Below are 22,156 nucleotides of genomic sequence, written 5' to 3' on the forward strand. Positions count from 1 at the left end.
ACGTACGAGGACGAAGCCAATGTGTTCCTATTTGCACAAAGCACCCAACGGCATATATTATTTCCGCATGTCCATACCGTTGGACCTCCGCCCTTTTATGGGCGGTAAGCGCGAAATCAAAATGTCGCTCGGCCTTAAGGACCGGGACGCCGCCAAACTAGTCATCCCCGATCGTACCAAGGCCGCTCATAAGCTGCTGGACCGAGCGCGCCGGGATAAGGCCGTTGCCACTGCTCCTGAACCCGCGCTTCCAAAGTCGCCTGCTCGGTTGGACAGGGAGCGGGCGCAATGGGAGTACGACCAAGAACAGGCTGCTCTAATCGAAGATGCCGCCTTTGCTGCCGATATGGAGATAGAGGCGTTGGAGCCGATCATGGATGCCCTCGCAGCAGGACATGAGCCGAACGCTTCGCTTTCTGACATCGCTAGGGCTGGCAGGCTGCTAGTTACACATGAGCGAGAAAAGGCCGATGCAGACAAACGATCTGCCATTGCTAAGATGTATGCCCGCTATGGCGAGAATGGCCCCGCAGTAGAAGGTCAAAATCAACCCGTAGATTGCCAAAGCGATCCTCAGCCTACCGGCCCCTGCAAGGGTGTTTACCTAGATACAGATATTGTCGATGGCTGGGCCGCTGAGCGTAAACCGTCGCCCCGTGGCAAAGACGCCTACTGGCGTGATGCAAAGCTGTTCAACAGCATGATTGGCCGGAAGTCTGTCGAGCAAATTACCAAGGCCGATGTAATGGCCTACAAGCGAATGCTGATAGCTGACCCTAAGCGGTCGCAGATTAATGTGAGGGACCGGCTGGCGTATCTCCGTACCCTACTGGAATGGGCGGCGCAGGAAGATATCATCCCCGGCAATCCGGCCCGTGATGTAAAGATGGCTGTCAGTGAGCGGGGAGAGAAGCGGAAAGACTTTGATACAGATAACCTAACCGCTTTGTTTTCCGGGCCTGTCCATGCCAACCGGGCAATCCCCAAGGACGGCATGGCTGGCGGGCAGGCAGCGTATTGGCTCCCTCTCATAGCTCTATTCATGGGGGCGCGACGGGAAGAGATTGGCCAGCTTCGCGTATGTGACGTTAAGCGCGTTCCGTACATTGATGAGGCCGAGCAGCGGCAGGAAGCATGGTGCATCGACATTACCGATACCGGGGATGATGACGCCTTGCCTAATCAGATCAAAAATGAGGCCAGCAATCGGCTAGTCCCGTTGCATCCCAAGCTGATAGAACTGGGCTTTATTGAGTATGTCGAAAGACTGCCCGATCAAGCTGGGCGGGTGTTTCCCGGTTTAAAACCCATTGGCATCGGCCAGAAACTAACCGACAAATGGGGGCAATGGTTCAGCCGCTATAAGGTCGCCTGCGGTATTGCCGACAAGGCCAAGGTGTTTCACTCATTCCGCCATACATGGAAGACCCATGCCGTTGATGCCGGGATACCAGAGCGCATATGCCGCCAGTTTCAGGGACATGAAGGGAAAGATGCTGCCGATAAATACGGCGCTACTCCTTCAATGCGTGTACTGGTGGCAGCCATAGCAGCCTATCGGGTGCCGGGGTTAAAGCTGAGCGGTACGGAGTAAATCTGAAGGAAGCTGACCAAGCGCTTTGGCGATGCGGATCAGATTAAGGAAGGTTACGTTCCGTTCGCCTCGCTCGATCTTTCCCATGTGCGACCGATCTATTTTAGCTTCATCAGCGAACGTTTCTTGTGACATTCCGGCGGCTTTCCGGGATGCGCGAATTGCTTCACCTAAACGGGCAAGGTTGTTGTCGTCGTCTCTATGGCCAGCAACTCGTTTCACCGGCATTGTGATCGGGTGCCGTCTACTTTATGGCCACGGTATTTACGACCCATTCTGTGGAGCGTCTGTGATGAGGGCAGTTTACCTAGGGTTCTTCACGATAATCTTTAATATTGAAGCATCGAGTGCAGCAACCAGCGATTATTTTGACCTATATTGTAGGCCTGTAGAAGTAGGCATGGAAGTTAATGGAGAATATAAAAAATCGTCTTACGTGCCAGAACAGCCCAGTGTCAGGATGAGTGTTCATCTCGGTCAAAAAGTATGGTGTTACCAACCTTGTCGCATTCGCGGCGACGTTAAAGAGACTGATTTAGAGCTAAGGATGTCAGGTGGTCCGCCGGGAATCGGTGTCACCGACATGCTAGTTTCGAGAGATAGCGGCATGATGGTCAGTGCGACCAGACTGAAGAGCAGCATAAGATGGATGACCACCTATGAGTGTGCGAAGAAACCATACACGGCGATGCCCGCAAAGAAATTCTAACTGAAGTCAATGGGTCCAAGCGGGATGCCAGCCTCACGGCGCGCCTGTTCTCCGGTCGGAGCGGCTCTGATGCCGGTTTCATCCTGAATGTAGCTGATGCCTCCCATAGGCGTCCCGTGCCATCGTCGGGCGTCCTCACCCGTCAATGCAGCCCTATATCCGGTCGCGTCATGATAGGGTTTCGTGGGATCATAGGGTGCGGGCTGGGCGATATCGGAACGGCACTCATTGCTCGACCATATCGACCCAGCAGAATAGCCCGCCTCAGTCCATAAGCCAACGGGGGCAGGGGCTGCCACAGGCGCGGAAGGAACGGGGCCGGGGCCGGGTGAACCGGCAAACTGAAATTGAGTCTGACGCGCCTCTCCGGGGGCGTGAGTAGTGGCGTCTGGTACGTCGGGCGTCAGAGCAAACGCGTCATCGCTGTAGCCAAGGGCATCGCCAATATCCCAATTGGCAGTATCGGCTTCGGAGGCATCACCATTTTGGATCGCTAAAGCTTTTGCGTCCTCAAGGATCATCGGGGCCAAGGCATCCAAATGGCTGGAATTGCCAGTATCGTTGAAAACCGACAAGGCCCGGTCATAGATTGCTACCGTGGCTTCGTCGCTATGGTGGATCAGATCGACGGCCATCTCCAACGTAGGTCGGAGAGCGGGAACGCGGTTAGCGAAACCGTCTAGTGCTGCCTTATAGGCTTTGGCAGCAGGGTTGCCGTTAGCAATGCTGGCTTGGGCCTGTTGCTGGACGGTGCGCGGATTGTGGCCGTGGATGGCAATAAGCGAAAGCGCCGCCTTAACCTTGATGGCTTGGCGGGGAGAAAGTGCGGTCATTGATTTTCCTGTGAATTGAAAAATTGTGCAAGCTGGAATGCGACGGCATAGATTTCTGCTCTGTCGAGGTGGCCGGGGCGACATGGTGGGCAGGAAGTCCATCAATCAGCCCTCTTTCAGCAGCGGCAACTAGAAGACGGTATGTGAATTTGCATCGCTCTGCATCGACATGAGGGCGACCAGCGGCGTCCCACATTCTATAGATATCCTCAGCCGTTCGCTGGGCCTCGGATTGGGCGTCCGCTGAGTAGTTGTAGAGTGCAGCAGTTTCGACCTTGCCTGACGGGTGCGGCCAGCCCGCATCTATTTTGCGGGCCTTCGACACTATAAGCACAGAAAGGGATGCGACCCGGCCCGGTATATCGGCGGCCTCAATTGCAGCCTGATACCCCGCGCTGCCGTCCATCAGCCATTTTGTAATAGCACCCCATTCAACCTCCGCCTTGGCGGCTGCGGCGTAAGGTCCAGCCCGATTGCAAAGGTCATCTAAATCGGTCGGCTCAATACTGCATTTCGGCTGGTAGTCAGGCGGATAGGTCCGGCTCATGCAGTCTTGCCTTTAAAATAGCCACGGGCATGCGCAAGTAGGTAGGTGGACATAGCGGCCTGCGGATCATCTGGCACGAGCGCCTTAATTTCGGTCGGAATTGCATCGGGCCGAACGGTCATCAGATATTCGTAGGCGTCAACATCCAGCATACCAAACCCGCTGACGGCATGTTCTTTCGGCACGCTCATCCCTAGCTTCACGTCCCACGTTTCCTTGGTGTAGATGATCGTGAAAGGGGTGCGCAGTAGACTTTCAGCATCAAGCGGATAGCTTACACGAACGTCACGAAACCCAGCCAATCGCGCTAGCCGCTGTTCTGTAGCTTCACGAGAAATGGCATCATCAAATTTGCGCTTAGCGGTTTCAAGTGCATTTGAAATCTGTTCGGCTGCAGTAATTGCTGGCTTGCCAATAAGGTCAATCATAGCATGCACCTTAGCTAAATTTGAACGCAGGATTTCAATATCAGCAGCAATGGCTACTGAGTTAGTGTTGTCGGTCATTATATAATCCTTTGAGGGTTTTATTTGCTACAGGGAGCGAAGACGCCAATCTTACGCTTCTCGTCATGGTAGGTGGCGATAGTGCCAGTATCCCGGTCCACCTGCTCCATAAGCTTTTCGATAGGGGGACGCCCCGGTGTGCCGCGTTGGGCATAGTCTGGAATGGCAATGTCCAAGCTGGCCAATGCGAGACGGAAACCAGAAACAATGCGGCGGTCTGCATTGGAAACATATTGGGCAAGCTGGGGCGCAGCCAGCCGACCAAGATCGACGGGGGTCATAGTTATTCCTTTTCGGAGGGGAAGATTTCGGGAAACTATTTCCCAAAGATGCAGAGAGATGCCCCGCTCCTGCGCAGGGAAACCGGAACGGCTAAATAGAACCGTGTGGGCAAGGGCTTTCATCCCTTGATGAGCAATTGTGCAGAGGGTTCGAACCAGTCACCAAATGACCGCATGGCTTAAAGACCGGAACGCACTCGGCTGTATGCACCAGACAGGATCAGGGAACACACACTCGCCTACCATCATCGCCGTCATGACAGATGCGGGCACAATTGCTAATCAAAGAATGAAATATTCTAGATGATAACGTGCATATAAGAAAAGGACTAATGCTATATAGTGGATCATTGCAGCATACACATGGTTGGATATCAGTTATTACCATTAGATATAATATATAGATCTAATATTATCTATATATATTGATCCAGAGATAAGAGAGTTGTTGATGTATCCCGCCTGTCGTCCCTCCGGCTAGATAGATACAGAAATCGTATATTTCTTAATCTTAGCACTGTGGGACAAAGCTGATACAATCTTGATCCGTCGATATATCGAGAGTTGATTGTAGAGCCCGCCTGCCGCTGATGCCCGCACACCCCAATGATATGGAACTGTACGCCCTCCGCTTTCGCTAACCCTTTCAGGCTGTGGCATCATGGAACATTTATCGTATGTCCTACCGCTCTCGCGGCTTACTATTCCATTTCTCGTTATGGAAAACGCCCCACGGATTTACGGGAGTGTCAATTTCAAAAAGTATCTTCTAGTGTATCCGGTACTATATGATGGGCATTAGGCCGTGAACTCATAAAAGCGTGCATGGCTCTTGGCTGAACGGATTTGTTTGGCGTAGGGTTCGGGTGATGGTGGACTCATGCCGATAAGCAGCTTCGATTTGATGGTCGCGGTAGCGATCATGATCGGCTTACCGATAGCAATCATCTTGCTGAACCGTTGGAAGCGGCGCTCAGGATGGTGGCTGCTTGGATGCGTCATCGCCTTCGTTATCATTGGCAACATCATCGAGCAGAGCGTCGGGCGGCAATAAACAGGCCTTCCCATTTTCGCCGAACAGTGATTCAGCGTTGGTATGAGCCGATATGATCTGACCGACTTCGAATGGCGCGTGATTGAGCCGCTGTTGCCCAACAAGCCAAGGGGCGTCCCGCGCGTCGATGACCGGCGCGTGCTGAACGGCATATTCTGGGTGCTGCGATCTGGTGCGCCATGGCGCGACCTGCCCGAGCGCTATGGGCCTCGCACCACCTGCTACAACCGCTTTGTCCGCTGGCGAAAGGTGGGCGTCTGGGACCGGATGATGGACGCCATCACCGCCGCGTATGACGGTGAAATCCAAATGATCGACAGCACTTCCATCCGGGCGCACCAACAGGCTGCTACGGCAAAAAGGGGGATCGAGATCATTGTCTCGGTCGATCCCGCGGCGGCCTCACGACCAAAATCCATGCCGTCGTCGATGCGCAAGGGCTCCCAATCCGGCTCGGCCTGACTGCTGGGCAGACTCATGACGGGCAAGTTGCAGACGAACTGCTCGACCATCTCGGGCCACACATGATCGTGCTTGCCGACAAGGCCTACGATGCCGACCGCATCCGCACGCTGATCGAGGAACAGGGTGCCACGCCAAACATTCCGGCCAAATCCAATAGAAAATGGAGGCCGTGCTTCAGCAAACGGCTCTATCGGGAGCGCAACCTGATCGAGCGCTTCTTCTCCAAGCTAAAGCACTTCCGCCGTGTCGCCACCCGATACGACAAGCTCGCCGAAAACTTCCTCGCCATGGTCCAGCTCGCATCAATGCGTCTGTGGTTGCGAGCTTATGAGTCTACGGCCTAATCTCCACATGTCCTAGCGTTTACGGTCCCAATAAAGGATTGGTATATTTGCCACGCTTAGGCGGGCATACAGAGTCACTCGGCAAATCCGGCAGTCTGGTAGCGAGTGCAGCAAAATCGCTCTGAGCGAGTCTCTCCGCCCCAAAAAGAGCATGTTTGATAGGAGGGGGGGCAGGCCCGTGCGTTGGCTGGGCATGTTCATGTCGTTGAGTGGCGACCGATCAAGCTGGGGCGGCATCCTTGAGGCGATACACGGTGCTGCGGGCTATGTTGAGGCGCTTGGCTATGGTGGCAGGGGCCTCCCCGGCAGCTAGAGCAGACTGAATTATGGCTGGATCAATCGACGCGGGACGGCCCTTGTAAACGCCCTTGACCTTGGCAGCTTCAATCCCGTCCTTCTGGCGCTCGGCCCTGATGTCCGCTTCAAACTCAGCAACCGCGCCAAGCATGGTTAGGAGCAGCTTGCCCGATGACGTAGACGTATCAATGCCCGACTGTTGCAGCACACGGAACGATACGCCCTTGTCTGTCAGCTTGGCTATAATATGATGCAAGTCAATGACAGAGCGAGCCAGCCGATCCAGCCTTGTGACAACCAGAGTGTCGCCTGCTCTTACATAGTCCAACGCCAAAGCTAGTTGCTCCCGGTCGCTGGCCCTGCGGCCTGACTTCTTCTCAGCAAATATCTTATCGCAGCCAGCATCCGCTAATGCCGCCTGTTGTATGTCGAGCGACTGCCCAACTGATGAAACGCGAGCATATCCGATAGTAGCCATAGCGATGCCTCATGTGTCCGATTAGGGTCTAGAGCCTTTGCATATGTCGTCCGATAATATGCAAGTCAACCCATATCGGACATGAAATGTGTCTCATCGTAGTGTCCGCTATGTGTATACCTATATCGGACACGATAGCGGCAACTGATGACAGGCCATGTGGTGCCGTCCCGGCTGCGCTACGCCCCTGTCCATTCCAGGCAGGGTAGGACGATCCGTTGTCTCTGCGGCTGGTCATGGCCCCCTACGGGGTAAATCGGCCCACATTTTATTAGAGTTGCCCCCTCGCAAATCTCTACCAAAATTGGGGTCTGAAGGATTTTACCTTATTTTGGCTTATGACGTTACGATATCGCCAACGTTAGTTGGGAGGGTGTCCAATGACTACGGGACCAACGGCGGATGAGATAGCGATATTCAATGAAATAGGGCTTCTTGCTGAAAAGATTTGGGAAAGGTCGAAGGGCTATGAGGGAACCATAGCTGATCCCAAGCTAGTGGCGATGATATTGTTCCGTCGCCTACGCGCTCATCACAGAGCATATGCGATCCTCTGGCAAAACGGGTGCTATGGGGAAGGCGAGATAATCGTCAGATCGTCAGTTGAGACTACTATTTGCATAGCGGCCAATTTAAGGATGGGAGGTGAGTTTCCTCACTTAATGAGAAGGGATGCTGCGGCCACCTTGCAAGGGCAGATTAAGGTTCACCGAGAGGCAGAGAGCGAAGCCATGGTCAAGAGTACCGAGGCGGCGTTACGCTACCTGCAAGCTGGGTTTGCCGAGGGAGAGAAGGCGGCATTTCTGAATTGGAAGGGTCTAGCCGAAGCCGGGCAAGTGCCTCAACTTTACGGCTTTCATAAGATGCTGTCGGGCTTGTCGTCTCACGTTACTGGCATTTCCCTCATTCGAGGTATTGGCGACCATAAGTTGGAAGAGATGCAAAATGTTTTGTTCGCTGTAACCAAGCGGAACTACTTCAATATGATAGCATGTGCGACTTTGAACGGTTCGCTGATTCAAACAAGCATTATTGACGATGCTGAGTTGGCCCTTGAGGCCTTGGCACTTACTGAGCGAATGAACGAACTGTCGATGTCGTGGCCGGAAAACGCAAAAGGATGACACCTTGCCATCGCTAGTACAAAAAGCTAATACAACCGCACCGACGCTAAAATGAAATGGCATTGCTTTTCAATTGCTTAGGGAGTGGATTGCAAAATCCTCTTCTGGGCACCATCTGTTCTTCCGCAGAAATCCGGATAGATCGAAAAAACCGCTGGAAACAGCGGTTTTTTTGCGTCCGGCGTCCGCCGGTATCCGCTCGTGAATTTGTGAATCCGGGGTACCTGAGGGTATCTTCGTGGGTATCTGCCAACGTGGCCGCAGGAGATACCCCCATGGCACTTTCATCCCTCGCACTGAGCAAAGCAAAGCCCCGTGAAAAGCCCTACAAGCTCGCGGACGGGCACGGACTTTATCTTCTGATCACCCCTCAAGGCGGTCGCTACTGGCGCATGAATTACCGGTTCGGCGGCAAAGCCAAGACGATGGCAATGGGAGTGTTCCCATTGATCACCCTAGCGGAAGCACGAGAAAAGCGAGAAGCGGCCCGCAGGCTGCTGGCGGCTGGATCGGACCCAGCGGCAACACGCAAGGAAGCGGAGGCACTCGAAGCGTTCGAAGCGACAACAGGCTTTCGGACTGTGGCCGAAGAGTGGCTGGCGAAACGAGAACGCGAAGGGCTTGGCGCTGTCACCCTTGGCAAAGTGAAGTGGCTGCTTGAGTTCGCCTATCCCTCATTGGGCAATCGAAAGATCAGCGAGATCACAAGCATGGAACTGTTGGCAGTTCTCCGTCAGGTCGAAGGTCGCGGTAGGCACGAGACAGCCAGACGATTGAGAAGTGTGTGCGGTAGGGTCTTTCGTTATGCCATTGCCACCGGACGGGCAGAGCATGATCTATCGGCCAATTTGCGTGACGCCCTGACCACGCCCAAGGTGAAGCATTTGGCTGCAATCACCAACAGTCAGCAGGTCGGACCACTCATGCGGGCAATCGAGACTTTTGATGGGCATGCGGTTACCCGGGCAGCTCTGCGCCTTGCGCCTCATGTTTTCGTCCGCCCCGGCGAGTTACGTCATGCCGAATGGGCCGAGATCGATTTTGGCAAGGCGTTGTGGTGCATCCCTGCGGAAAAGATGAAAATGCGCCGGCCCCATCGCGTACCGCTATCCAGGCAGTCTCTAGCGATTTTTTCTTCCATTCGAGAGATCACCGGGACAGGCAAGTTTGTCTTTCCCGGCTTCCAGTCCTTGAAGCGTCCTATGTCTGAGAACGCTTTGAACGGCGCGCTTCGTAGACTCGGCTACTCCGGCGATGTGGATCGGCGTGCAAAAAGGACCCCGTTAGCGGGGTGATCGGCGTCTAAAAGGGACCCCTCATTTCGATGGTTTAAGCAGCCGGCTGGATTTTCAGGCGGCGAGATCGGGATGTTGGTTTTGGAGACAGTTTTACGGATCCGGCGCGAGTATGCCGGAGGCAAGGCGATCAAGGCGATCGCACGGGATCTGCATGTGTCGCGGAAGGTCATCCGCAAAGCGGTCCGAGCGCCGGAGGGCGCCTTTGATTATCAGCGCAAGGTTCAGCCGCTGCCCAGGATCGGTCCGTTCCAGGAGCGCCTGAACACGCTGCTGGAAGAGAACGAGCTGCGCGGCAGGCGTGACCGGCTGCGGATGACGCGGATCCATGACCTGCTGGTGCGAGAAGGCTTTGAGGGTTCTTACGATGCGGTGCGGCGCTATGCGACGCGCTGGAAGATCGAGCGGCGCAAGGATGCTGGCGATGGCGTCACCGCCTTCATCCCGCTGATGTTCAGGCCAGGCGAGGCCTACCAGTTCGACTGGAGCCATGAGGATGTCGAGATCGCAGGAGCGCCGATGCGGGTGAAGGTCGCGCATATGCGCCTGTGCGCGTCACGTGGGGTCTATGTCCGGGCCTATCCTCGCGAGAGCCAGGAGATGCTGTTCGACGCGCATGCGCGCGGCTTTGCCTTCTTCGGCGGCGTGCCAGGGCGCGGCATCTACGATAATATGAAGACGGCTGTGACGAGCGTGTTCACCGGCAAGGAACGCGTCTTCAACCGGCGGTTCCTGATCATGACCGACCATTATATGGTCGAGCCCACGGCCTGCTCGCCTGCGGCGGGATGGGAGAAGGGTCAGGTCGAGAACCAGGTGCAGACGATCCGGGGTCGCTTCTTCCAGCCCCGGTTGCGGTTCGCCAGTCTCGAAGAGCTCAATGGCTGGCTGGAGGCAGAGTGTCGGCGCTGGGCGGAACGGCAGCCCCATCCTGAACAGGGAGATCTGACCGTGGCGCAGATGCTGGAGATCGAACGATCTGCGCTGCAGCCGATGCTGGGACCGTGAGCCAAAATCTATCCGGGGCTTCAATGAGAGCGAGCATGCCGTGACCGGCACCTGCCTGATCAGCTTCGACCGCAACCGCTACTCGGTACTCTCGACGGTGGCACGACGCACGGTGCAGGTCCGCGCCTATGCCGACCGCATCGTCGTTCGCTGCGGCGAAGAGGTTGTCGCTGAACATCCTCGCTACTTTGGGCGCAACCGCACGATCTATGACCCCTGGCATTATCTGCCAGTGCTGGCCCGCAAGCCTGGCGCGTTGCGGAACGGTGCCCCCTTCCAGGACTGGGATCTGCCACCGGCGCTGGCCCGCCTGCGCCGCAAGCTGGGTAATGGCGACGATGCCGATCGCCGGTTCGTCCGTGTACTGTCGGCCGTACTGACCGATGGCCTGGAGCCTGTCGAAACCGCTGTGCGTGAGGCACTGGCGACGGGCACGGCGAGCGACGACCTGATCCTCAACATCCTGGCACGACGCCGGGAGCCTCCGCGTCCGCTGACGATCATCACCTCCGAGGATAGCGCCTTGCGCCATCCCCCGATCGCCGACTGTGCCCGTTACGACCAGCTAAGGACCTTCGATGCAGCGGCATGATATGATCGAGGCCATGCGCGGGCTTGGACTCAAGGGCATGGCGGGCGCGTTCGACGATGCCGTCACCACCGGCCTTCAGCGCCAGCGCACCACCATGGAGATACTGACCGATCTCCTGCGAGCGGAGGCGACGCATCGTCATGCCGCGTCGATCCGATACCGGATGGCCGCTGCCAAGCTGCCAGTCGTGAAGGACATCGATGCCTTCCGGTTCGAGGGTACCCCGATCAACGAGGGGCTTGTGCGTTCATTGCACAGCGGCGCGTTCCTGCCCGCACGGCGCAATATCGTCCTGGTCGGCGGCACAGGCACAGGAAAGACCCATCTGGCCATCGCCATCACCGCCAATGTAGTGCGCTCCGGCGCCCGAGGCCGCTACTTCAACACGGTCGATCTGGTGACCCGCCTCGAAGAGGAGGCCAGGATCGGCAAGAGTGGCGCTCTCGCCGCCCAGCTATCCCGCCTCGATCTCATCGTGCTCGATGAACTGGGGTATCTGCCGTTCGCTCGATCGGGCGGCCAGTTGCTGTTCCACCTGATCAGCAAACTCTATGAGCAGACCAGTGTCATCATCACCACCAACCTCGCCTTTGGCGAGTGGCCCACCGTGTTCGGCGATCCCAAGATGACAACCGCGCTCCTCGATCGCGTCACCCATCATTGCGACATTGTCGAGACCGGCAAATGACAGCTGGCGCTTCAAAAACCGCAGCTGATCCGCCCCAGCAGCGATCAATTAGAAGATGTTTTGCGCTGCGCGCGCCTCCGGTCGGGCTACGCCCTCCCTACGCCGCGCGCAGCGCAAGGAAGCCCGTCACATCAACGTTCCGCCATCCTGACAGGGGGTCCCTTTTGCGCGCCGATAAGGGGTCCCGTTTGCACGCCGATTGACAAGCTGCTCCGGTTCAGCGCCGATACCTTCTTTGCGAAGCGCTATGGTCATCGCGCGATCGTGCTTGAAACGGTCGCCGCCGTGCCGGGGATGGTCGGCGCAATGTTCACCCATCTCAGCTGCCTTCGCCGGATGCGCGATGATGACGGATGGATCCGCACGCTGATGGAGGAAGCCGAAAACGAGCGCATGCACCTGATGACCTTCATCGAAATCGCCCAGCCGACTTGGTTCGAGCGTATGGTCATATTGGGCGTGCAAGGCGTGTTTCTAGTCGGATTTTCGGTTCTGTATCTTCTTTCGCGGCGGACCGCGCACCGCGTCGTCGGCTATTTCGAGGAAGAGGCGGTGACGAGCTACACGCTTTATCTGCAGGAGATTGACGAAGGGCGTTCGCCCAACGTCGCTGCCCCGGCGATCGCAAAACATTATTGGAAACTGGCCGACGATGCCTCGTTGCGGGATGTCGTGCTTGTCGTCCGCGACGACGAAGCCCATCATCGCGACGTCAATCATGGCTTTGCCAGCATATTGGGCGGGCGCCCACCTGGCGACCACGCCATAGCGCCTTATCCTGAGCATGATGGCCAGTTGCAGCCTACACTCTGAATTTGATCTCCGGCGTCGCCATTGCAATGCCCTTCAATTCCCCGTGTCGTCCCCTTTTCTGGCGATCGACCAACAGGCGACATACGTCATGACCATCACCATCCCGGCCGTGCGTGCCGGATCGCGCTTTGCTGCCATGGATCGGTGCCTGCATGGTGCTCAAGCCAAATTCACCGGCGGCATTTCGCCCTTGGCGATCGGCAATGCCCTGTTCGACTGGTCATCGCATCTGGCAAACGCACTGTTCCGCCGGGCCGAAATTGCACTCAACGCGATGGTTCAAGTCGATCGGTAGGGTAATGCCGCTTTGGGCGCAGAAATGATAACGCCCGCGGACGGCGACCATCGTTTCGCCGCGCCAGCGTGGCAGGCCATGCCGTTTCGCCTGTTTGCGCAAGGGTTTCTGCTGGCCGATTTATGGATGCAGGATGCCGTGAAGGGTCTGCCTGGTGTTAGTCCGGCCAATGAGCGCATCGTCAGCTATCTCGCCGGACTATGGCTCGACGTCGCTTCGCCGGCAAATATGCCCTGGATGAATCCGAGCGCCCTTTCAGAAAGTTGGGCTTCGGGCGGGACTAATCTTCTCAACGGCTTCCAGAATCATCGCCATGACGCCGCGCTTGCCGCAAGTGGCGCGACGGCCCCGGATAACGACCGCTTCGTACCGGGCAAGGATGTCGCCACTACGCCGGGCACCATCGTCTTTCGGAACGAACTGATTGAACTGATCCAATATGACGGCGCGGGTCAGGCGCGAACCAGTGCTCATCACGCCGCGCCGGGCATAATAGCTGGTTTCGCGGTTGACCCGTTGCACGGCCGCCGCATAGCGATCCAGCACCGGCCGGGCCATCATGCCCCAATTGCCATTTTTCCAGTTGGATGACGTCACGGGTGACATCATATTGCCCCGCGATCCCGGCCCAATAACTTTCGTCATCGGGCTAGCCAGGCCGGTCGACAGGGCGGCGGCCCGCCCCGCAACCGGCACAGCGGCCGCCCCGATCATCATCTGGCTACGGCTGATATCCATACCCTATGCCTAACCGATCGGAAGGTCAGGCCCAAGCGGACATAATATCGGCGGCCGTCCGTGTCATAGGGGCGTTGCGTGAGGAGATGAGGCCGTGCACCGCCTGGCTGGTGGCGTCATCGCGATGCCCCATAGCCGCAGGTCGGCGCCAAACGGCTAGCATATAGATTGTATCCCTGATATACAGTTCAATCATGCGCTGACACTGTATCACAGGCAGCCAATGGGGAGGGGGCAGTCGTGGGCGGGGCTTGCAAGACTATCGTGCCGACGCATCCGGTCGCAGGCCAGCGGCGATGACCGCGATCGAACATTTTTCGACCCGGCTGGTGCCGGCGCCATCCCGCCATATCGTCTGGCAAGAGATTGTGGCGGCCGCCTTCCCCGGCATGACCACCCATGCGCCCGAAGGTATTCGCGCTGAACTGGCGCACTGGTCGCTGGGTCCGATCGGTCTCGCGCGGGCGGTGAGCGATCGGGCGCAAGTCAGTCGGATCGGGACCGAAGATGCCGGGCCGCATCTGTTGCTGCACCTGCTTCGCCGCGGCACGATGGTCATGCGTTATGGCGAACAGCATGTCCAGGCGGGGCCGGGCGACATCGTCATCGCCGATGATCGGCGCGCCTACGCCTTCGATATATCGCGCAGCAATGACTGCATGATCGTGCAGCTTCCTTTGTCTCTGTTGGGGGAAGGGTCGTCCTCGCGCGACTGGCATGGCCAATGGCTGCCATCGCACGATCCGCAGGTTGGACTGCTTTTCCATCTGCTGCAGGGCCTGTGGATGCAGCGCGATCGGTTTGACGAACTGGATGCGGACACTGCTGCGCTGCTGGTCGATGCCGCGCGCATGGCCTGTCGCCGGGCGATGCGGCCGGATGCGCCTGCGCCGCATCTCTCCTCCCCGGTCGATTTCGCGCTGGCCCATCTGGATCATCCCGACCTCAACACGGGCCTGATCAGCACTGCGCTCAACCTGTCCGAGCGCGCGGTGCAAAAGAGCTTTTTCCGCCATGTCGGCCAGACGCCCACCGCCTTCATCATGACCAAGCGGCTGGAACGCGCGTCCGCCATGCTGGCGGCTGGTGATGGTCGCACCATTACCGACATCGCGTTCGAGGTCGGCTACAATGACTCTGCCTTCTTCACCCGCTGCTTCCGCCGCCGCTATGGCGCGTCGCCCAGCCAATGGCGGCATCGTTCGCTCCTGTCCTGATTGCAGGTTCGCCAGCGTCCAAGACCCCCGCGCCGGCTCATTCTATAGCTGTCGATAAATCTGCCGGCACAGGCGGACGAACTGGAGGAGAGGGTTATGAAAACATCGATGATCGCCTATCTGCTGGCGTCCGGCGCCATGGTCGCCACGACCGCGCACGCGCAGCAGGTGCCGCCGCCGCCCGAAAGCGGGGGAATCGCAGAGATTGTCGTGACGGCGCAGAAGCGAGCGGAAAATGTGCAGGATGTTCCGATCGCTATTTCCGCCTTCACGTCGGAAGCGCTGCAGGAGCGGGCGGTCGGCAGCGTGTCCCAACTCTCGGCGATCGCGCCCAACGTCAATCTGGACGCGGGCACGCCCTTTTCCGGGTCGACCGCAGTGCTCGCCGCCTATATTCGCGGCATCGGATCGGACGATTTCGCCTTCAATATCGATCCGGGTGTCGGCATCTATCTGGACGGCGTCTATCTCGCCCGCACCGTGGGCGCCAACCAGGATCTGCTTGACGTCGCGCGGGTCGAAATATTGAAGGGGCCGCAGGGCACATTGTTCGGCCGCAACACGATCGGCGGCGCGATCTCCATCGTCACCGCCGATCCAGGCAAGGAGTTTACCGCCAAAGGCGACGTTACGCTGGGCAGCTACAAGCTGTTCCAGGCCCGCGGTTCCGTGACGGTGCCCATTACCGACGGCCTCAGCTCCGCCTTCACCTTTGGCATCAAGTCGCGCGACGGTTTCCTCAAGCGCCTGCCTTATCCCGACCAGCGCGCCAACAATGCGCCGCCCTTCACCGCCTTCTCGGCCGCTGGTTATGACAGCGCCGGCAAGGAAGGCGAGAATGATAATTGGAACCTGCGCGGCAAGCTGCGCTGGGACAATGGCGGTGCGGTGCGGGCGACCTTCTCCGGCGACTATAGCAAGGACAAGGGCACGTCCGCCAACAAGCTGATCGGCACGGCCGAGTTCGTCCCCGGCAATTTCGCGGGCACGACCAACCTGCCTGGCACGGCCTTCGACCCGACCGGCACGACCGGCTTCCTGTTCGCGGGCCTCTATAATTTCTGCATCGGCAGCACCGGGGCGCAGATTGCCGCGCGCAATGCGCAGGCTTTGTGCGGCGTAGCCGGCACCCAGTTCAACCCGCAATTCCAGTTGCCCAGCGTCGCCAGCGCCAATGTCGATGGCAATCCGGCCAACGATCGCCTGCCCTGGGACGGGCGCTATCTGATCGCCGACAAGGACCGCAGCTATGCCAGCGGCAACAGCTATTCCAATCTGGAAAGCTGGGGCCTGAGCGGCATTGTCGATTTCGATCTGGCGGACAATGTGGCGCTGAAATCCATCACCGCCTATCGCGAACTGCACTGGAACGCCGGGCTGGATGCCGACGGGTCGCCGCTCAATTTCCTGCAACTCAGCTTCACCATGAACCAGTGGCAGTTCAGCCAGGAATTTCAGCTGCTCGGCAATGCGTTCGAGGAAAAGCTGCGTTATGTGCTGGGCGCCTATTATTTCAAGGAAGCGGGCGACCTGCATGACTATGTGACCTTTGGCGAAGGTCTGGTGCAGGTCGATGGTCCCAACCAGCTGGGCACCAAAAATTACGCCTTTTTCGGCCAGATCGACTATCGGCCGATCGACCTGATCGGCATCACCATCGGCGGGCGCTACACCAATGAACGCAAGCGGTTCGAGGGCGGGCAGCAGGAACTGAACGGGTTCAACTACAAGCTGTTCGGGTGCGCGGACGCCAATGGCAATATCAGCCCGAATGGGCCGTTCCCGCTGGCCCCCATCCCCTGCCAGGTGGGGCTGGGCTATCCCGACCCCACCAATCCGGTTCGGGTCTATACGCCGGGCGTCAATCGCAAGAAGTTCAATGATTTCTCGCCTAAGGTCGGTGTTCAGGTCCACCCGTCCGACGATGTCATGCTCTATGGCAGTTGGTCGAAAGGCTATAAGACCGGCGGCTGGACCACGCGCCTGACCAACCCGCAGGGCAATGTTGCGCCGGACTTTAACGAGGAGAGGGCGACCACCTGGGAAGCGGGCATCAAGTCCACCCTGCTGGACCGCCATCTGCAACTCAACGCGGCGGTATTCTCGACCAAATATCGCGATATCCAGCTCAATATCCAGGTCGGCACGTCGCCCACCATCGCCAATGCGGGTGATGCGCGTATTCGTGGTTTCGAGCTGGAAATGGTTGCGGCACCCGTCGATGGCCTGACCATCAACGGGGCGGTCGGCTATATCGACGCACAATATACGTCGGTGTCGGCGGGTGCTGCGGCGGTCGGCGGCGTCAATGCGTTTCAGGCAGGAACGCTGGTCGGCGAAACCCTGCCTAAGACGCCCAAATGGAAGGTCAATCTCAGCCCGCGCTACGCAGCCAAGCTGGGCAATGGCGGATCGGTCGTGATGCTGGCCGACTGGACCTACACCTCCACCGCGTGGAACGATACGCAGCGAACGCTGTTGCTCAAGCGGGTATCGACCGACATCGTCAACGCCTCGATCAGCTATCGCGAGCCGGACGACCACTGGTCGGTGACGGCAGGCGGCACCAACCTGACCGACAAGCGATTCCTGACGTCGGGCGGGGCGAATATCGCGGCGGGTGCGATCTTCGGCACCTATAACCGGCCGCGCGAATGGTATCTGCGCTTCGGATTCGACTTCTGATGGCGGGGCGGATCGCGATCGACGCAGCGGTGGTAGAAACGCCCGGTGCACCATTCCAGATCGAGCGGCTGGAAATCGATCCGCCCGGTCCGGGACAGGTGCTGGTGCGCATCCGCGCATGCGGCATCTGCCATACCGACATGGTCATGCGGGACGGGGACTTGCCGATCCCTTTCCCCGTGGTGCTGGGCCATGAAGGGGCCGGCGTCGTCGCCGCGGTAGGCCAGAATGTGGACCATGTCATGCCGGGCGACAGCGTGCTGCTCAGCTTTCACAGCTGCGGCGCCTGCCCCGCGTGCCATGACCATCAGCCGGGCTATTGCACGGATTTCGTGCCGCGCAACTTCCTGGGCGTGCGGCAGCCGGGGGAAGGGGGCCTCTGGCGCGGCGACCAGCCGGTCGGCGGCAATATCTTCGGCCAGTCGGCGTTCGCGACCCATGCGCTGGCGCATCGCGACAATGTCGTGAAGGTGGATGCCGACCTGCCGCTGGTGCTGCTGGCGCCACTGGGCTGCGGCATACAGACAGGCGCTGGCACGGTGCTGGAAACGCTAAAGGTCGCGCCTGGCGAGAGTGTCGCGATCCTGGGCGCTGGCGCGGTCGGCCTGGCGGCGGTGATGGCGGCGGTCATCGCGGGGGCAGGGCGGATCGCGGTCCTTGATCGCCACGCGCATCGGCTTGATCTCGCACGGCAATTGGGTGCTACCGAGACGGCGAGTGAGACAGCTGATTTGGTTGGGCTGTTTGACTATGTCCTTGATACCACCGGCGTCCTGGCGCTGCTGGAGCCTGCGGTGGCCCTGCTGGCGCAACGGGGCACGCTGGCGCTGATCGCGGCCTACCCGCCTGGCGCCGCCGGGCTTGACGCATCGGCGATCATGAGCATGGGCCGACGGATCGTGGGCGTCATTGAAGGGGGCGTAGATCCCCAACAATTCATACCGCGCCTGATCGAATATTATCGCGACGGAAGGTTGCCTTTAGAAAAAATTACAAAAATCTATAATCTCGATAATATCGAGCAAGCCTTTGCCGCTTCAAAAATGGGTTCGGTCATTAAGGCGGTGATATCTATTCCCTAGTTGGTCACGAGAACATTTAATGCAGCGCCCTCTGATAGGGTTGAAGCACTTCCACATCGAAGCCAAGATATCGGACGGTGCTTTCACTGTTTCTGTGCCCGATCAAATTTCGACGATCCCGTGACATTTTTCCTACGGCCATGATGCCAAAGGGCAGAACGCATCAAAAGCGCCCACAGGTTCGACATTGACGTCTGCATACATGTTGCGCAGTTAAGGCGTCGATCGGGGCGCCTGTTGCATGAGAATCGTCGTCATAGATGACAGCGGACTGCGCGCGACGGTCCTGGAGGAAGGTCTGCGCGAGGCCGGCTATGATGATATCCACATCGTGCCGCCGCGCGGCGCCTTCGTCGCGCGGTTGGAGCGCATGGCGCCCGATGTCGTGTTGATGGACTTGGGCAGCCCCAGCCGCGACACGTTGGAGGAAATGCTCATGGTGAGCCGCGCGCTCGCACGGCCGATCGCCATGTTCGTCGACCAGTCGGACGATGTGATGATCGGCGCGGCGATCGATGCGGGCGTATCAGCCTATGTGGTCGATGGCCTGCGCAAGGAACGGGTGAAGCCCGTGCTGGAACTGGCTGTGCGTCGCTTCAACGCCTTTTCCAAGATGCAGGCTGAACTGGATGAGGCGCGCACAGCCTTGTCGGACCGCAAAATTATCGATCGCGCAAAGTCGATCCTGATGAACCAGCGGTCGCTGAGCGAGCAGGATGCTTATGCGCTGCTGCGGTCGAGTGCGATGAACCAGGGCAAGAAGATCGTCGATGTGGCGCAGGCTTTGATTACCGCAAGCGACTTGCTGGGAGGAGCATTATGACGACGCACCTGCGTATCGCCTTCCTGCCGCTCGACGATGTGGCGGTGCTGACCGTGGCCCGCGATCGCGGTTTCGCGGAGGAAGAAGGGCTGACGCTCGATCTGGTGCGCACGACCAGTTGGGCAACGCTGCGCGATCGGCTGGTTTATAAGCAGGTTCAGGCGGCGCATATGCTCGCCCCCCTGGCCGTCGCCGTGACGCTGGGCCTGAGCCAGCAAACTGCGGCGCTCGCCGCCCCCTACAAGCTCAATGTCAACGGCAACATGTTGGTGATGGCGACGACATTTGCGGCCGCGCTCGATCCTGATCCGGTGAACCGACTTTCAGACCCACTGGGCACCGCGCATGATTTTGCGGCAGCCATCGGCCTGTGGAAACGCAAGCCCATCATCGGGGTGGTCCATCGCTTTTCCAGCCACGCCATCATGCTGCGCTACTGGCTGGCGAGCGCGGGGATCGATCCCGACCGCGACGTGACCCTGCGCGTCCTGCCCCCGTCGCTGACGGTCGAGGCCATGCATGCCGGCGAGATTGACGGGTTCATCGCCGGAGAACCCTGGGGCAGCGCGGCTGTCGATGCGGGCCTTGCCGAAGTGGTGGCGATCGGCGAGCGCATCTGGCAGCGCGGGGTGGAGAAGGTGCTTGCCTTCCGGCAGGACTGGCTGGAGGACAATGCCGATACCACTGACCGGCTGCTGCGTGCGCTGGCGCGATCGGCGGCCTGGTGCGACGATCCCGCCAATCATGCGGCGCTGGCCCATGCATTGTCGCAACCGCGCTATGTCGATCAGCCCCCCGAACTGATCCTGCGCGCGCTGTCCGGCCAGATCGTCGCCCGCGCCGGAGCGCCGCCGATCGCCAACCCCGATTTCATTCTGTTCGCGCGCGAAGCCACGGCCTTTCCCTGGCGCAGCCAGGCGCTGTGGATCTATTCGCAACTCGTGCGGTGGGGCATGGTCGAACATTCGCCCGAAAATGCGGCAAAGGCGGGCGCCGTTTTCCGTCCCGACATATTCCGCCGCGCGCTGGCGCAGAGCGACGTGGCGATGCCGGGCGCCAGCATGAAACTGGAAGGCGCGGTCAACCTGCCGCTGGCGGTCGGATCACGACGCGGCGAACTGACGCTTGGCCCGGACCGTTTCTTTGACGGGCGAATCTTCGACCCCGAACGAATCGACGAATTTCTTGCCGGACTTTCGCCGCCACACTGAAAAGCGGGCGAAAATTGTGCCTTGCAACATGACGCGAATCGCGAGATGATAAAGGCGTCGCGCAGTGAAGCGCGCCTATCAGGATAGGCAGGCCCAAGGGCGGGACCGCTTTTCCTCTCCAAACATCACAGCAAAGCCGCTGACCGTATCGCGCCATCCTGGCGCGCGTGCGGCCTGCGGCTTTTTTCGTGTCCATCATCGTTTATTGGGGAACGTCACATGGCTACCGCTTATTGGGACAAAGATGGGGAGGCCGGGGGGGCCGCAACTGCGACCAGCTTCTGGAAAGCCGGCCACACGCCGACGCTGGTGGCCGCCTTTCTCTATTTCGACCTTGCCTTCATGGTGTGGGTGCTGCTGGGGCCGCTGGCGCCCATGATCTCCAAGACTTTGCTGCTGACCCCTGCTGAAAAAGGGCTGATGGTTGCGGTGCCGACGCTGGCGGGCGCATTGCTGCGCGTCGTCAACGGCCTGCTGGTCGACCGCATCGGCCCGAAGCGATCGGGCGCGATCAGCCAGATCATCGTGATCGCCGGTCTGTTGAGCGCCTGGCTGCTGGGCGTGAACAGCTTTGGCGGCACGCTGGCGCTGGGCGTGATCCTGGGCTTTGCCGGGGCCAGCTTCGCCATCGCGCTGCCGCTGGCGAGCCGTTGGTATCCCGCCGAACATCAGGGCAAGGCCATGGGCCTTGCCGGCATGGGCAATTCGGGTACGGTGCTGGCTTCGCTGTTCGCACCGATGCTGGCCAAAATCTTCGGGTGGAACGCAGTGCTGGGCCTGGCCTGCATCCCGCTGACGATCGTGTTTGTCGCCTATATGCTGATGGCGAAGGATGCACCCAATCCGCCCGCGCCCAAGAAGCTGATCGATTATTTCGAACCGTTGAAGCAGGCGGATGCGTGGTGGTTGATGGCATTTTATGCCGTGACCTTTGGCGGTTTTGTCGGCCTTGCCGCCAGCCTGCCGATCTACTTCACCGACCAGTTTGGCCTGACCCCGATCGTTGCGGGCTATTGCACCGCTGGTTGCGTCTTCGCCGGGTCGCTGGTCCGCCCGATGGGTGGCGCGCTGGCCGACCGTATCGGCGGGTCAAAGACGCTGATGATCGTCTATGTCGTCGCCGCGCTGGCGCTGGCCGGCGTGTCGCAGGCGCCGACACTGGTGGCGGCGCTGGGCTGTTTCGTGCTGGCGATGCTGGCGCTCGGCACCGGTAACGGCGCGGTGTTCCAACTGGTGCCGCAACGGTTCCAGGCGGAGATCGGCGTCATGACAGGCCTGGTCGGCATGGCCGGCGGTGTCGGCGGTTTCTACCTCGCCAGTTCGCTTGGCATCGCCAAGCAATTTACCGGCAGCTTCTCGTCGGGCTTCCTGATCTTTGCCGGCCTTGCGACGATCGCCTTCATCGGCATCGCACTGGTCAAGGGCAAATGGCGCACGACCTGGAACACGGGCGCGCGCATCTAACAGGGTAGGAGAG

20 protein-coding genes and 3 pseudogenes are annotated in these 22,156 nt (G+C 59.0%); 16 read left to right on the top strand and 7 right to left on the bottom strand.

Annotated features, from left to right (window positions below; genetic code table 11):
- Positions 1-19 precede the first annotated feature (19 nt).
- Positions 20-1,594 carry a site-specific integrase gene (locus tag CEQ44_RS22525; RefSeq protein ID WP_088184128.1) on the top strand — a complete coding sequence of 525 codons (1,575 nt, stop codon included), beginning with the start codon at positions 20-22 and terminating at the stop codon, positions 1,592-1,594.
- Here the strand turns inward: CEQ44_RS22525 and CEQ44_RS22530 are convergent.
- A complete protein-coding gene (locus CEQ44_RS22530) occupies positions 1,571-1,816 on the bottom strand; it encodes a helix-turn-helix domain-containing protein (protein WP_088184228.1) in 246 nt (81 codons plus the stop codon). The two genes, CEQ44_RS22525 and CEQ44_RS22530, sit on opposite strands and share 24 nt — an antisense overlap.
- A gap of 70 nt (positions 1,817-1,886) precedes the next feature.
- Here CEQ44_RS22530 and CEQ44_RS24615 point away from each other — a divergent pair, with 70 nt between their 5' ends.
- Positions 1,887-2,303, top strand: coding sequence for a hypothetical protein (locus tag CEQ44_RS24615; protein ID WP_140419449.1), 417 nt, complete (start codon positions 1,887-1,889; stop codon positions 2,301-2,303).
- On the opposite strand, the gene CEQ44_RS22535 is transcribed toward CEQ44_RS24615, so the two are convergent.
- The 5 genes from CEQ44_RS22535 to CEQ44_RS22550 all read right to left on the bottom strand — a co-directional run bounded on the left by CEQ44_RS22535 (position 2,300) and on the right by CEQ44_RS22550 (position 5,472).
- Positions 2,300-3,136 carry a hypothetical protein gene (locus tag CEQ44_RS22535; RefSeq protein WP_088184127.1) on the bottom strand — a complete coding sequence of 279 codons (837 nt, stop codon included), beginning with the start codon at positions 3,134-3,136 and terminating at the stop codon, positions 2,300-2,302. The genes CEQ44_RS24615 and CEQ44_RS22535 overlap by 4 nt on opposite strands.
- Positions 3,099-3,683 (bottom strand): hypothetical protein, encoded by a 585-nt coding sequence (locus CEQ44_RS24150; protein ID WP_140419341.1) that lies wholly within the window; start codon positions 3,681-3,683, stop codon positions 3,099-3,101. The genes CEQ44_RS22535 and CEQ44_RS24150 overlap by 38 nt, the downstream gene beginning before the upstream one ends.
- Positions 3,680-4,189, bottom strand: a complete 510-nt coding sequence (locus CEQ44_RS22540; RefSeq protein WP_088190900.1) for a hypothetical protein — start codon at positions 4,187-4,189, stop codon at positions 3,680-3,682. The genes CEQ44_RS24150 and CEQ44_RS22540 overlap by 4 nt, the downstream gene beginning before the upstream one ends.
- A 20-nt stretch (positions 4,190-4,209) precedes the next feature.
- On the bottom strand, positions 4,210-4,470 hold the full coding sequence (locus tag CEQ44_RS22545; RefSeq protein WP_088184125.1) for a hypothetical protein: 261 nt from the start codon (positions 4,468-4,470) through the stop codon (positions 4,210-4,212).
- Positions 4,471-5,268: 798 nt separating this feature from the next.
- Positions 5,269-5,472, bottom strand: coding sequence for a hypothetical protein (locus CEQ44_RS22550; protein WP_144036361.1), 204 nt, complete (start codon positions 5,470-5,472; stop codon positions 5,269-5,271).
- A 94-nt stretch (positions 5,473-5,566) separates the two neighbouring features.
- Between CEQ44_RS22550 and CEQ44_RS22555 the strand changes: the two genes are divergently transcribed.
- Positions 5,567-6,333 (top strand): IS5 family transposase gene (locus CEQ44_RS22555; protein ID WP_088190969.1). Its coding sequence is split into 2 segments (ribosomal slippage): positions 5,567-5,879 and positions 5,879-6,333, totalling 768 coding nucleotides; the frame shifts between segments, so codons are not numbered across the junction.
- Positions 6,334-6,553: 220 nt separating this feature from the next.
- Here CEQ44_RS22555 and CEQ44_RS22560 read toward each other — a convergent pair.
- Positions 6,554-7,108, bottom strand: a complete 555-nt coding sequence (locus CEQ44_RS22560) for a recombinase family protein (protein ID WP_088185650.1) — start codon at positions 7,106-7,108, stop codon at positions 6,554-6,556.
- Positions 7,109-7,488: 380 nt separating this feature from the next.
- Here CEQ44_RS22560 and CEQ44_RS22565 point away from each other — a divergent pair, with 380 nt between their 5' ends.
- The 13 genes and pseudogenes from CEQ44_RS22565 (at position 7,489) to CEQ44_RS22630 (ending at position 22,143) form a co-directional block, all read left to right on the top strand.
- Complete coding sequence (locus CEQ44_RS22565; protein ID WP_088185651.1) at positions 7,489-8,232, top strand: hypothetical protein; 744 nt, start codon at positions 7,489-7,491, stop codon at positions 8,230-8,232.
- Positions 8,233-8,507: 275 nt separating this feature from the next.
- Positions 8,508-9,527, top strand: coding sequence for an integrase arm-type DNA-binding domain-containing protein (locus tag CEQ44_RS22570; protein WP_254913950.1), 1,020 nt, complete (start codon positions 8,508-8,510; stop codon positions 9,525-9,527).
- Between the two features lie 72 nt (positions 9,528-9,599).
- A pseudogene (gene istA, locus CEQ44_RS22575) lies at positions 9,600-11,127 on the top strand (IS21 family transposase).
- Positions 11,114-11,843: pseudogene (gene istB / locus CEQ44_RS22580) on the top strand (IS21-like element helper ATPase IstB). Before istA ends, istB begins: the two co-directional pseudogenes overlap by 14 nt.
- A 176-nt stretch (positions 11,844-12,019) precedes the next feature.
- Positions 12,020-12,628: pseudogene (locus CEQ44_RS22585) on the top strand (alternative oxidase); the annotation flags it as partial.
- A gap of 88 nt (positions 12,629-12,716) precedes the next feature.
- The gene (locus tag CEQ44_RS22590) at positions 12,717-12,923 is read left to right on the top strand and encodes a poly-beta-hydroxybutyrate polymerase N-terminal domain-containing protein (protein WP_176400268.1); all 207 of its coding nucleotides are present in this window, start codon (positions 12,717-12,719) and stop codon (positions 12,921-12,923) included.
- 78 nt (positions 12,924-13,001) lie between these two features.
- Positions 13,002-13,514 (top strand): hypothetical protein, encoded by a 513-nt coding sequence (locus tag CEQ44_RS25425; protein WP_176400269.1) that lies wholly within the window; start codon positions 13,002-13,004, stop codon positions 13,512-13,514.
- Between the two features lie 443 nt (positions 13,515-13,957).
- The gene (locus CEQ44_RS22605; protein WP_088183399.1) at positions 13,958-14,878 is read left to right on the top strand and encodes an AraC family transcriptional regulator; all 921 of its coding nucleotides are present in this window, start codon (positions 13,958-13,960) and stop codon (positions 14,876-14,878) included.
- Positions 14,879-14,974: 96 nt separating this feature from the next.
- Positions 14,975-17,563 (top strand): TonB-dependent receptor, encoded by a 2,589-nt coding sequence (locus CEQ44_RS22610; protein WP_088183400.1) that lies wholly within the window; start codon positions 14,975-14,977, stop codon positions 17,561-17,563.
- A complete protein-coding gene (locus CEQ44_RS22615; protein ID WP_088183401.1) occupies positions 17,563-18,645 on the top strand; it encodes an NAD(P)-dependent alcohol dehydrogenase in 1,083 nt (360 codons plus the stop codon). Before CEQ44_RS22610 ends, CEQ44_RS22615 begins: the two co-directional genes overlap by 1 nt.
- Before the next feature lie 241 nt (positions 18,646-18,886).
- Complete coding sequence (locus CEQ44_RS22620; RefSeq protein ID WP_088183402.1) at positions 18,887-19,468, top strand: ANTAR domain-containing response regulator; 582 nt, start codon at positions 18,887-18,889, stop codon at positions 19,466-19,468.
- Positions 19,465-20,679, top strand: coding sequence for a CmpA/NrtA family ABC transporter substrate-binding protein (locus CEQ44_RS22625; RefSeq protein WP_088183403.1), 1,215 nt, complete (start codon positions 19,465-19,467; stop codon positions 20,677-20,679). The genes CEQ44_RS22620 and CEQ44_RS22625 overlap by 4 nt, the downstream gene beginning before the upstream one ends.
- A gap of 219 nt (positions 20,680-20,898) precedes the next feature.
- Entirely contained in the window at positions 20,899-22,143 is a 1,245-nt protein-coding gene (locus tag CEQ44_RS22630; RefSeq protein ID WP_088183404.1) for a NarK/NasA family nitrate transporter, read from the top strand.
- Positions 22,144-22,156 lie beyond the last annotated feature (13 nt).

Source organism: Sphingobium sp. Z007 (assembly GCF_900013425.1).
Lineage (GTDB): Bacteria > Pseudomonadota > Alphaproteobacteria > Sphingomonadales > Sphingomonadaceae > Sphingobium.